The following is an 11,635-nucleotide window of genomic DNA, read 5'->3' on the forward strand; positions in this document are numbered from 1 at the left end:
GCGGTAGTTCAGTCGGTTAGAATACCGGCCTGTCACGCCGGGGGTCGCGGGTTCGAGTCCCGTCCGCTGCGCCATATCCCGCTTCAAGGCCCTTGAACTCCTTGAAGCAAACAAACAAGCGACCTTAGGGTCGCTTTTTTGCGTCCAGAGTTTTATATGACGCCATCGCCAGCACTCACGCGGTGAGCGCTTCTGTTTCTTCCATGCTCCTGGATTAGGTTATGCTCGAAGCGTGAAGGCGTTTTGGCATCGGTTGCGGCCTTGGTGGGGTGAAAGGGAGTGACTCATGGAGTCTCCAGGCAGTATTCGCAGGGCGCAGTCATTCGCTTCCGATACACGAGAGGCGGTGCGTGAGTTTCACGCAGGGGTCGTTCAGCACGACATGGCACTGGTGCTGTTCTTCTGTTCGCCGACCTATGACCGGGAGATAGTCGCGCAAGAAATGGCGCGTCTGTTCCCAGGCGTAGACGTTGTTGGCTGCTCGACGGCGGGGGAGATTGGCCCTGTCGGTTATTGCACCGACAGCATCACCGGAGTCAGTTTTCCTGAAAGTGATTTTGTGGCGGTGGTGGGTGCTATTGACCACCTGCAGCAACTTGAAGCAGCCAAGGTGATGGAGTTTGCGCAACGGCAGTTACAGATGCTCACGATCAAGGTGTCAGGGGTGGTGGACCCGAGTGGTTTTGCGCTGCTCCTGACCGATGGCCTTTCAGTGCGTGAAGAGCCGCTGGCTAACGCGTTGCAACGGTCCCTGGGCAAGTTGCCACTGATCGGTGGGTCTGCAGCCGATGCGCTGTCTTTTGGCCATACCTACGTCTACTTCGACGGGAGATTTCACAGCGATAGCGCGGTCGTGGTCCTGCTGAGTACCCCGTTGCCGTTCAAACTGTTCAAAATCCAGCATTTTGTACCGACGTCCAAAAGGCTGGTGGTGACCGCGGCCGACCCCGCACATCGCGTGGTGAAAGAAATCAACGGATTGCCCGCCGCCGAGGAATATGCCCGCTATATCGGTGTTGATGTCAGCGACCTGACCCCGTTGAGTTTCGCCGCGTCGCCCCTGGTGGTGGTGATCGGCGAGACGAGCTATGTGCGTGCCATTCAGTCGGCCAACAGCGACGGGAGCCTGACGTTCTTCTGTGCCATCGAGGAAGGGTTGGTGCTACGCCTGGCGCATGGCGAGGATCTGGTGGAAAACCTCCAGCAGTCCTTTGCGGCATTCAACGCGGAAATCGGGCCGCCGCAGTTGGTGCTGGGGTTCGACTGCATCCTGCGCAGGATGGAAATCACCCTCAATGACCTTGATGACGCCGTTGAGGATATTTTTCGCAGCAACAATGTCACCGGGTTCACGACCTATGGTGAGCAATTTCGCGGAGTGCACGTCAACCAGACATTGACCGGTATCGCGATTGGCGCGGCGTTGCCCGAGGTGGGTCATGCTTGAGCGAACCCCGCTGTCCGCCGATGACGAAAAGCGTCTGTACGCCGAGATCGCTCGCAAGGACAAGATCATTGAGGTCCTGATGGACCGCGCCGAACGTGGGACCAACGGTCAAGGTTCCGACTTCGATCTGTTTCAGACCACTGTCATGTTGGAAGACATGGTGCATGAGCGCACACAGGATCTGGAAACCGCGCTGCGAAATAACGAAAGCATCACCCGCGAGCTGAAAGCGGCCCAGGGGGAGTTGGTGACCTCCGCGCGCCTGGCCGGTATGGCCGAAATCGCAAACAACGTCCTGCACAACGTCGGCAACGTGCTTAACAGCGTGAATATCTCGGCCGATATCGTGTGTTCCACGCTGCGCCAGTCGAAGGTTCGCAGCCTGAGTCATGTCGTGGAGCTTATTCAGGAGCACTCGGACGACATCGGTGAGTTTCTGGCGCGAGATGAAAAAGGAAAGCTGTTGCTGCCTTACTTGTTCAAACTGGCGGCCGCGTTGTCCGCCGAGCAGTGCAACGTGCTGGATGAGCTCGGCTCACTGACCCAAAACATCAACCACATCAAAAGTATTGTCGCGACCCAGCAATCCCATGCGGGCTCGGCCAGCATTATCGAGGATGTCGATCTGGATGTCGCGATTGAGGATGTCCTGCGTTTGGGGGTCGGGGTCGTAGGTGCGCATCAGGTTCTCGCGCTCAAGGAGTATTCGGATGTACCTGCGTTGCTGCTAGATAAGTCGCGGTTTATCCAGATTTTGGTCAACTTGCTGCGAAATGCCAGGCAGGCCATGGATGCTATCGATGACCTGACAGGCCCGATCACCCTGCGCGCAAAGGTGGTCAAGAGCAGCGAGGGCAGGCGTTTGCAATTGAGTGTGGAAGATGACGGCGAAGGCATCGCCCCCGAGCATCTGCCGCAGCTTTTCGTTCATGGCTTTACGACACGCAAAGAGGGCCATGGCTTTGGCCTGCACAGTTGCGCGTTGGCCGCCAAGGAGATGGGCGGCACCTTGACGGTTCACAGTGACGGGCCCGGCGCCGGGGCGGTGTTTACCCTTGAGTTTCCAATGGCCTCAGCGCTGGGTTGATCCGCGATGTAACGCTCATGCGGGTAGTTGCCGCCCCCGGCGATCAGTGGAAGCGTTCGGCGCTATAGGGGGCTGGGTCGGTGAACGGTTCGGCGCCGGTCATCAGCTCTGCGAGCAGGCGACCACTGACCGGGCCCAGCGTCAGACCGTGGTGGGCGTGGCCGAAGTTGAACCACAGCCCCGGATGACGGTTGGCCGGACCGATCACCGGGCACATGTCCGGCAGGCACGGACGTCGACCCAGCCAGGGTTCGGCATCCAGACGTTCTCCAAGGGGGTAGAAGCCGCGTGCCAGCTTTTCGCAACGGTGCAGCTGGATTTCATTGATAGGGTCGTCACTGTCGGCGAACTCGACGCCGGTGGTCAGACGAATCCCTCGCACCATCGGTGCCAGTACATAACCGCCCTGACGGTCAACGATGGGGTGATGCAACTGAGTACCGGGTTTGGCTGCGTAGTGCATGTGGTAGCCGCGTTTCACCGCCAGTGGAATCCGATAACCCAGCGGCTCGAAAATGCCCCTGGCCTGAGGGCCGAGGGCCACCACGGCTTCGTTGGCAATGATCAGGCCCTTTTCGCTCTGCACCTCCCATTTGTCGGCACGCTGGCTCAGGCTCAAGGCATCACCCAGCACGAATACGCCGCCGCGCTTGATGAACAGTTCAGCATAGCCGCGGGTCAGACCGCCCGGATCGCTGACCGTCTTCGGGTCGAGCCAGTGAATACCGCCGATGACGTTGGCATGCAGCCCTGGCTCGCGCTCGTGTACCTGCTGCTGATCAAGCACTTCATAGTTCAAGTCGTACTTTTTGAGCGCCGCCGCGTCTTCTTTGGCCTTTTCAAACGCGGGCAGGTTGCGGAAGGCCTCGATCCAGCCACTGTCCTTGATCAGCCCACCCATGCCGGCCGGTTCCGACAGCAGGTCATGTTCGCTGACACAGCGCTCGACCAACGGCAGCATGGATCGGGTCGCGGCGGCCAGGCCTTTGGGTCCCGAGTTACGCCAGTATTGCAGCAGCCACGGACCTGCCTTAGGCAGATAACGCAGGCTGTAGCGCACATCGGATTGCTGGTTGAGGGCGTAGCGCAGCAGGCTCGACAGCTGGCGCGGAAATGCATAAGGGATCACGCTGGCGCGCTCGATCAGTCCGGCGTTGCCATGGCTCGTGCCGTTGCCGGGTTGCTCTCGGTCGAGCAATACCACGTTGCGGCCGCGTGCCTGTAACTGCAGGGCAGTACTGACGCCGACAATCCCGGCGCCCAGAACGATGGTGTCGCAATGCATGGGAAATCCTTGATACGCGGGCCGTAATCACAGCCTGGAAAAATCGGTTCAATTCACATCAGGGCCCGGCGGCCTTCGATTAACTCGGGCTGCGTCGCACAGTGTCGACATTACGGGAGAAGCTCCACTTCGTCACGCCCATCGGCGTCTTGGATAATCAACGTCGGCGCGTGAGCCGAACGGGTGTAGAATCCCCAGGCGTCAGTCAAATCGACCATACCTCCAAACTGCGTTGATCGAACGCCAGCCTTGTTGCAGACTTACCCCCTCGTTTCAGGACTGCAGTTCTACTGACAGCTATTTTCCCCAGGATTTTCAATGTCTAAATTACTGAGCTTTCGTACCGCATGCTGGGTCACCACCCTGCTGGCTGCCGCAGGCTGCTCATCGCCCAAGCCGGCGGTCTACGAGCATGAAAATTTCGACGATTCCGGTACTTTTTCGAGAAACTACCCGGTCAGCGATTCCGCGTCCTGTGAGGCGGCGCGTCGGGCCTTGCTCAGCCAGGGCTACATCATCAGTAGCAGTGACCCGAAAGTGATCAGCGGGCACAAAAGCTTCCAGCAGACGGGTGAAACCCATATGGAGATCAGCTTCAGTGTGGTCTGCGCGTCTGATGGTACTGCCGCTAACGGGGCGACGATGTTCGCCAACGCGTTGCAGGACCGTTATGCGCTGAAGAAGGTCAACAATTCAGCGAGCGTGGGTGTTGGCGTACTGGGTTCGGTGTCGATGCCGATTGGCTCCACTGACGATTCGATGGTCAAGGTTGCCAGCGAGACGGTCTCGTCACCCACGTTCTATGATCGCTTCTTTACGCTGGTCGAAATCTTCTTGCCACCTGAAGTGAAAAAAGCCGCCCATATCCCTGAAAAACCGAAAACCGATCTGGGCATACCAGAGCCGGCTGCTCAAGCGATAAAGCCGGCAGCGCTGGCCGAGACCAGGCCTGCGACTCCAGAGGCGGTACCTGCGAAAGAGCCTGCGAAAGAATCTTCTCCGGAGACGGCTCCTGCTGCCGCCAATGGAAGTGAACCAGCGCCAGCACCGGTTGAGCACGAGTCTATTAAGGTCGAACCTGTAGCGCCTGCACCGACACCTGTTCAGCCAGAGGCAACGACACCTTAGCGTCTGGCAAGCAACATCCGGTGCCCAATAGCCGCTGAGACTTCTCCGTTCAGCGGCTTTTTGATGGGCAGCGTTCCTCAGCTTAGAAAAAGCTTGTACGCCGGGTTATCCGTTTCATCCCAGTACGGATAACCAATCTCGGCCAGTGCCGCAGGGATCAGGTGACGCTCCTCTTCCGGCACCACCAGCCCCGCCATGACCCGGCCATCTGCCGCGCCGTGGTTGCGGTAGTGAAACATCGAGATATTCCACTGGCCGCCGAGCTTGTTCAGGAAGTTGAACAGCGCGCCGGGACGCTCGGGGAATTCAAAGCGGAACACCACTTCATCGCTGACCCGTGGCGCATGGCCACCGACCATGTGCCGAATATGCAGCTTCGCCAGTTCGTTATGGGTCAGGTCCAGCACCGGGAAGCCCTGTTCGGTCAGGCTGCTGAGCAGCGCGGCGCGCGGGTCGTTTTCCGGGTGGGTCTGCACGCCGACGAAGATGTGCGCTTCGCGATCGGTGTGATAGCGGTAGTTGAATTCGGTGATCTGGCGCTTGCCGATGGCTTTGCAGAAGGCTTTGAAGCTGCCCGGCTTCTCGGGAATGGTCACGGCGATGATCGCTTCGCGGCCTTCGCCCAGCTCGGCGCGTTCGGCAACGTGGCGCAGACGGTCGAAGTTGACGTTGGCCCCTGAGTCGATGGCCACCAGGGTCTGACCACTGACGCCGTACCGCTCGACGTATTTCTTGATCCCGGCCACGCCCAATGCGCCGGCAGGCTCGGTGATCGAGCGGGTATCGTCGTAGATGTCCTTGATCGCCGCACAGATTTCATCAGTGCTGACGGTGATCACGTCGTCGACGTAATCCTTGCAGACATCGAAGGTGTGCTTGCCGATCTGCGCCACCGCCACGCCATCGGCAAACAGACCGACCTGACTCAGCACCACGCGCTCGCCTGCGGCCATGGCCGCTTGCAGGCAGTTGGAGTCGTCCGGCTCGACGCCGATCACCTTGATCTCCGGGCGCAGGTATTTCACGTACGCTGCGATGCCCGCGATCAAGCCGCCACCGCCCACCGGGACAAAAATCGCGTCCAGACGACCCGGGTGCTGACGCAGGATCTCCATCGCCACGGTGCCTTGCCCGGCAATGGTGTCCGGGTCGTCATACGGGTGGACGTAGACGTAGCCTTTTTCTTCGACCAGTTTCAGGGAGAACGCCAGCGCCTCGGGGAACGAGTCGCCGTGCAATACCACCTTGCCGCCGCGCGAACGCACGCCTTCGACCTTGATCTCGGGGGTGGTTTTGGGCATGACTATGGTGGCTTTGACCCCCAACACCTTGGCTGCGAGCGCCAGCCCCTGCGCGTGATTGCCGGCCGACGCGGTGACCACGCCCTTGGCCCGTTCGGCTTCGCTCAGTTGCGTCAGCTTGTTGTACGCGCCGCGAATCTTGAACGAGAACACCGGCTGCAAGTCTTCGCGCTTGAGCAATACCTGATTGCCAAGGCGCTCGGACAGCTGGCGAGCCTGCTGCAAGGGGGTTTCAACGGCCACGTCATAGACGCGCGAGGTGAGGATTTTCTTGACGTACTGCTTGAGCAAATCGCTCATTGATGGGCTCCTGGTACGAGAGGTGTTGCCCAGGAGACAGAAGAAAAACCCGCCTCGAGGGCGGGTTGGGTGCAGCCGTCAGCTAACCCGCCAAGATAGGAATGGCGGTAATAATAATCGGGCAGACGACATGCTGGGTCAGGTTCATGTCTCGAAGACTATTTCGGATGGCGTGGGCAAGTCAAGCCTGCACGGGCTATGTAGGAGGCCTCGCCACGTCGTCGACGCCGCGCTGTCGCGCAGCAAACTGTAGGCGCGCTTGCAACGACGCGTCCCGCCGCGATGGCGTCGTGTCAGGTGTACCGATGATCGCAGAACCAGGTATCCCTTTCCCTAGGGGGCGACGCATTCATTTTTTCGTCACGTTGGCACTTTAAGGTGAAAACCGTGGTCAGTCATAAAACCAATAGTGAGCATCAGCCAAAGAGGGCATGCGTAATGGACGAATACCAGGAAGAACTGCTTGAGTATCAGGCTTTTGAACTTGATCCACTGGAACCAGCCGACGACGCTACCGAGCTGTAAGCGTCAACCGGCTTGACGCTGGCTGCGGCGGAACTCTCCCGGGGTGTGCCCGTTCCAGCGTTTGAAGGCGCGTTGAAAAGCCTCGGCCGAGGCAAAGCCGAGCAGGTAGGCGATTTCACCGAAGGCCAGCTCTGTATCACGGATATAGGTCATTGCCAGGTCGCGGCGGGTGTCATTGAGAATGGCGCGAAACTGCGTGCCTTCGTCAGCCAATTTGCGACGCAATGTCCAGGTCGGCAGCTTCAGTCGTGCGGCAACTTCTTCCAGATCCGGTTCCCGACCACCATTCAATAACGGCCCGAGCAACTGAGTGATGCGCTCTCGCAGGCTGCGGGTGCGGGTGAGCTGTTCCAGTTCTTTCTCACACAATTGCATCAAGTGCCGCCACGTGCTGGGGCAGTGGTCCGGGTTGCGTAGCCCGAGGCTCGACAGGCTCAGGCGCACTTGATTGATGTCGGCAGCAAAACTTACAGGGTTATCGCTCAAGTCGCTGTAAGACCCGGCGTAGGACGGCGCGGGAAACTCAATGTCGACCTTTTCCGCACGCAGGCGACAGCCGGCCAGACTCGAAAGCTGCTGAATCCAGCTGGCGAGAATCGAATCCACCACAAAGCGGTTGTAGGCGTTGTACGGGCTGATGGAATAGAAACGCAGCCATGCGCCTTGGGCGTCTTCATGAAAGCTCGACCGCCCTCGGTAATTCGAACCGTACAGCGCTTCAAAGCGGATCAGGCAGCGTGCCGCCTCGCGCACGGTGGGCGCCTGCGCGGCGGTCACGCCTGCCAGTCCTGCCTGGCTGATACGGCTCAACTGGCCCATGCGCAGGCCCAGCCCCGGTTCGCTAGTCAGCTGAATGGCGGCATGCCCAAGGCGCATGTAACGCGGGATCGACAGGCGTGCACCCGGCTCAGCCAAGCGTGCCGGGTCCAGCCCGTATTGTTCCAGCAACGGCTCCGGGTCCTGGCCGAAACTGCGTACAGCGTCGGCCAGGCTGTGCACGAAGCCTACTGACAAATCACCCAAACGCACCCGTGGCGAAGTCATCGATTCACAGCCAGAGGTTAATCAAGCGCGCACCGTGCCCAGGCTGGTCGGCGCTGATTTGATCAGTGCCGGTCAGCCCTTGGCGATTAGCAAAACTGTCGCCGGAGCTGTTCTGATCCCAGAACTGGCCACGCATGAACACACTGATCCCAGCACGTGCGGTACTCGCGGGTGCATGGCCGGTCAAGGTCAGACGGCGCCAGGCCGCACCTTCGCTGATTTCTCCCGGCTTGAGGCTGACGCCCTCAGGTGTCGAAGCACTTTTATAGCCTTGCCAAGGTTTGGACCAGAGACCATGGCCCACGACGAACGCTGGCACGGCAATCAATTCGGCGCCGTTGTTGTTCAATTGTGCGTAATTACGCGGATACCAACTGTCACTGCCGATCAGCACCCCCAAGCGTCCGGCCGGGGTGTCGACGACATTCAGCGCAGCCTGCGTCGCTGGCTGGATGTAATTGCGTTCCGCGAACGTCGGGTACAGCTGACGCTGCGGCTGGCCAATCGGCAGGCCGTCGCTGCCGAATACCAGGCTGCTGTTGTACAGAGGGCCTGGGCCGATGTGCAGTTGGCCGTTATCGATGCTCGGTTCGGGCAATACGATTGAGCCTGCCACCAGTGTCACGGCAAACTCTTTGGCCAGACCGCCGAACAACGTCTGGTAATCCTTGGCCATGGCCCATGCTTTCATGCGCAGATGAGCGTCGTCGAGCCGGTTGCTGCCCTTGGCCCGTATCAGCGCGTTGAGGAATTGCAGGGGGTTGCTGACCGACAGCCAGTTCATGGCTTCATTGATCGTCGTGGCTTGATACAACTCATCTTTTTCGCCTCTGGCAAACAGCCAGGTACCGATGTGCTCCGGCAACACCACGATGGTTTTGTCGTTAAGCAGGCCCTGATCACGGGCTTGTTGCAGGTAGGCCGCCAGCTTGCGGTGCAGATGCTCGAGGCTTTGATAATCGGTGGGGAATAGCTCCGGCTGGATACCCAGCAGGTTGCCGCGCTCGCCGGGTTGGCCGTCATTCACTGCCAGTTGAATGCGCAGATCCGAAAGATAATGGCCTACGGAGCGTTGCCCGGTCCAAATGGCGTAACCGGTGATCATGGCGATCAACAGCAGCGCAACGGAGACATTGAAAGTTTTGCGCATGGGAGACACAGAGAGCAGCCGTGAGCAGGATTCACCGACTAGGGTAGGGCGATGAGCCGCGCTTGCCAACCCTCGCTGTTCGTTTGGATCAATAACTTGTCACTTTGAGTCATTGAGTGTGACCGGTTGGCTCTTTAATGTTTGTGCCATGGACAGATCAGTGAGTTTGCCTCCTGCCTGAATAATTGACGGGAGCCCATGGAGGCCCCCGCATCCCGTGATGACGTTCGATGGAGTTTTTATGGCCGCCGCTCTCTACCCGCACCTGTTGGCCCCGCTGGACCTGGGATTCACCACCTTGCGCAACCGCACCCTGATGGGCTCGATGCACACAGGTCTTGAAGAAAAGCCCGGCGGATTCGAACGCATGGCGGCTTACTTCGCTGAGCGGGCCCGTGGTGGTGTTGGCCTGATGGTGACCGGCGGTATCGGCCCCAACGATGAAGGCGCGGTGTATTCCGGCGCAGCCAAGTTGACCACGGTTGAAGAAGCGGACAAACATCGCATCGTCACCAAGGCAGTGCATGAAGCCGGTGGCAAAATCTGCATGCAGATCCTCCACGCCGGACGCTATGCCTACAGCCCCAGGCAAGTCGCTCCAAGCGCGATTCAGGCGCCGATCAACCCGTTCAAGCCCAAAGAACTGGACGAAGAGGGCATCGAAAAGCAAATTCAGGATTTCGTCACCTGTTCGACCCTGGCGCAGATCGCCGAGTACGACGGCGTTGAAATCATGGGCTCGGAAGGTTATTTCATTAACCAGTTCCTGGCCGCTCACACCAACCATCGCACCGATCGCTGGGGGGGTAGTTATGAAAATCGCATGCGCCTGCCAGTGGAAATCGTCCGTCGCGTGCGCGAGGCGGTAGGCCCGAACTTCATCATTATCTATCGCCTGTCGATGCTCGATCTGGTGGAAGGTGGAAGCGTCTGGGAAGAAATCGTGCAACTGGCCAAAGCCATCGAGGCGGCGGGTGCAACCCTGATCAACACCGGTATCGGTTGGCACGAGGCACGAATTCCGACTATCGCGACCAAGGTTCCGCGGGCGGCTTTCAGCAAGGTCACGGCTAAATTGCGCGGCTCGGTGAGCATTCCACTGATCACCACCAACCGCATCAACACCCCGGAAATTGCTGAGCAGATACTCAGCGAGGGCGATGCCGACATGGTGTCCATGGCGCGGCCGTTTCTGGCGGATGCGGATTTCGTCAACAAGGCCGCCGCCGGTCGCAGTGATGAAATCAACACCTGCATCGGCTGCAACCAAGCCTGTCTGGACCATACCTTCGGTGGCAAATTGACCAGTTGTCTGGTCAATCCGCGCGCCTGCCACGAGACTGAACTCAACTACCTGCCCGTGCAGCAGATCAAGAAAATCGCGGTGATCGGTGCCGGTCCAGCGGGTCTGGCCGCGGCAACGGTGGCTGCCGAGCGCGGGCATCAGGTGACATTGTTCGATTCGGCCAGCGAGATCGGTGGCCAGTTCAACGTTGCCAAACGGGTGCCGGGCAAGGAAGAGTTCTCCGAAACCCTGCGCTATTTTTCTCGCAAGCTGCAAACCACCGGTGTCGAGGTCTGCTTGAACACCCGGGTGGCTGTCAGCGATCTGCTGGGTGCCGGTTACGACGAGATTATTCTGGCGACGGGCATTGCCCCGCGTACGCCGGCTATTCCCGGTGTCGAGCATGAAAAAGTGCTGAATTACCTCGACGTGATTCTGGGGCGTAAGCCAGTAGGGAAAAGCGTCGCAGTGATCGGCGCGGGCGGTATCGGTTTCGATGTGTCGGAATATTTGGTGCACAAGGGCGTGTCCACGAGTCTCGACTGCGCTGCGTTCTGGAAAGAGTGGGGCATCGACGCGACGCTGGAGGCGCGTGGTGGCGTCGCCGGAATCAAGGCCGAGCCGCAGGCTCCTGCGCGTCAGGTGTTCCTCTTGCAGCGCAAGAAAACCAAGGTCGGTGACGGCCTGGGTAAAACCACTGGCTGGATTCATCGCACGGGTCTGAAGAACAAGCAGGTGCAAATGCTCAATGGTGTCGAATACCTGAGCATTGATGATGCTGGCTTGCACATCCGCATCGGTGAAGGTGAACCGCAGCTATTGCCTGTGGATAACATTGTCATTTGCGCAGGTCAGGACCCGCTGCGCGAACTGTATGACGGCTTGGTCGAAGCCGGGCAGAACGTGCACCTGATCGGCGGCGCGGACGTCGCTGCCGAGCTGGACGCTAAGCGCGCAATCAATCAGGGTTCGCGGTTGGCGGCCGAGCTCTAATGCCCCGTTGTCGCGAATGAACCCGATTCGCCGGTCTGCCTGAAAAAACCAAAGAGGCCGCAATGCTAAACCTGTCTCTTATACACATCT

The 11,635-nt window shown here is 59.3% G+C and carries 9 protein-coding genes; 5 read left to right on the forward strand and 4 right to left on the reverse strand.

The genetic code is table 11. From position 1 onward, the window contains the following. The first annotated feature begins 286 nt into the window (after positions 1 to 286). Positions 287 to 1,447 (forward strand): FIST N-terminal domain-containing protein, encoded by a 1,161-nt coding sequence (locus QN399_RS25860; RefSeq protein ID WP_330201893.1) that lies wholly within the window; start codon positions 287 to 289, stop codon positions 1,445 to 1,447. Further along, positions 1,440 to 2,534, forward strand: a complete 1,095-nt coding sequence (locus tag QN399_RS25865; protein WP_330201894.1) for an ATP-binding protein — start codon at positions 1,440 to 1,442, stop codon at positions 2,532 to 2,534. Before QN399_RS25860 ends, QN399_RS25865 begins: the two co-directional genes overlap by 8 nt. A gap of 43 nt (positions 2,535 to 2,577) precedes the next feature. Here QN399_RS25865 and QN399_RS25870 read toward each other — a convergent pair whose 3' ends face one another. Continuing rightward, entirely contained in the window at positions 2,578 to 3,819 is a 1,242-nt protein-coding gene (locus QN399_RS25870) for an FAD-binding oxidoreductase (protein ID WP_330201895.1), read from the reverse strand. A gap of 318 nt (positions 3,820 to 4,137) precedes the next feature. On the opposite strand from QN399_RS25870, the gene QN399_RS25875 reads away from it, so the two are divergent. After that, positions 4,138 to 4,947: a DUF2242 domain-containing protein gene (locus QN399_RS25875; protein WP_330201896.1), complete on the forward strand. Its 810-nt coding sequence runs from the start codon at positions 4,138 to 4,140 to the stop codon at positions 4,945 to 4,947. 77 nt (positions 4,948 to 5,024) lie between these two features. On the opposite strand, the gene ilvA is transcribed toward QN399_RS25875, so the two are convergent. Beyond that, on the reverse strand, positions 5,025 to 6,581 hold the full coding sequence (gene ilvA / locus QN399_RS25880) for a threonine ammonia-lyase, biosynthetic (RefSeq protein WP_330201900.1): 1,557 nt from the start codon (positions 6,579 to 6,581) through the stop codon (positions 5,025 to 5,027). A gap of 354 nt (positions 6,582 to 6,935) precedes the next feature. Here ilvA and QN399_RS25885 point away from each other — a divergent pair, with 354 nt between their 5' ends. Further along, positions 6,936 to 7,073 (forward strand): hypothetical protein, encoded by a 138-nt coding sequence (locus QN399_RS25885; protein WP_330201897.1) that lies wholly within the window; start codon positions 6,936 to 6,938, stop codon positions 7,071 to 7,073. A gap of 3 nt (positions 7,074 to 7,076) precedes the next feature. On the opposite strand, the gene QN399_RS25890 is transcribed toward QN399_RS25885, so the two are convergent. Both QN399_RS25890 and QN399_RS25895 read right to left on the reverse strand, forming a co-directional pair. Next, positions 7,077 to 8,117, reverse strand: coding sequence for an AraC family transcriptional regulator (locus QN399_RS25890; protein WP_330201898.1), 1,041 nt, complete (start codon positions 8,115 to 8,117; stop codon positions 7,077 to 7,079). Between the two features lie 4 nt (positions 8,118 to 8,121). After that, a complete protein-coding gene (locus QN399_RS25895) occupies positions 8,122 to 9,267 on the reverse strand; it encodes a carbon-nitrogen hydrolase family protein (RefSeq protein ID WP_330201899.1) in 1,146 nt (381 codons plus the stop codon). Between the two features lie 241 nt (positions 9,268 to 9,508). Here QN399_RS25895 and QN399_RS25900 point away from each other — a divergent pair, with 241 nt between their 5' ends. Next, positions 9,509 to 11,545, forward strand: a complete 2,037-nt coding sequence (locus QN399_RS25900; protein ID WP_323569546.1) for an NADPH-dependent 2,4-dienoyl-CoA reductase — start codon at positions 9,509 to 9,511, stop codon at positions 11,543 to 11,545. Positions 11,546 to 11,635: the final 90 nt, after the last annotated feature.

The organism is Pseudomonas sp. 10C3, from assembly GCF_036346185.1.
Lineage (GTDB): Bacteria > Pseudomonadota > Gammaproteobacteria > Pseudomonadales > Pseudomonadaceae > Aquipseudomonas.

Bases quoted from the DNA above. Each gene is read 5' to 3' on its own strand.
- QN399_RS25875 (WP_330201896.1), top strand. From the start codon at position 4,138: ATGTCTAAATTACTGAGCTTTCGTACCGCATGCTGGGTCACCACCCTG.
- QN399_RS25865 (WP_330201894.1), top strand. From the start codon at position 1,440: ATGCTTGAGCGAACCCCGCTGTCCGCCGATGACGAAAAGCGTCTGTAC.
- QN399_RS25890 (WP_330201898.1), bottom strand. From the start codon at position 8,117: ATGACTTCGCCACGGGTGCGTTTGGGTGATTTGTCAGTAGGCTTCGTG.
- QN399_RS25870 (WP_330201895.1), bottom strand. From the start codon at position 3,819: ATGCATTGCGACACCATCGTTCTGGGCGCCGGGATTGTCGGCGTCAGT.
- QN399_RS25860 (WP_330201893.1), top strand. From the start codon at position 287: ATGGAGTCTCCAGGCAGTATTCGCAGGGCGCAGTCATTCGCTTCCGAT.
- QN399_RS25895 (WP_330201899.1), bottom strand. From the start codon at position 9,267: ATGCGCAAAACTTTCAATGTCTCCGTTGCGCTGCTGTTGATCGCCATG.
- QN399_RS25900 (WP_323569546.1), top strand. From the start codon at position 9,509: ATGGCCGCCGCTCTCTACCCGCACCTGTTGGCCCCGCTGGACCTGGGA.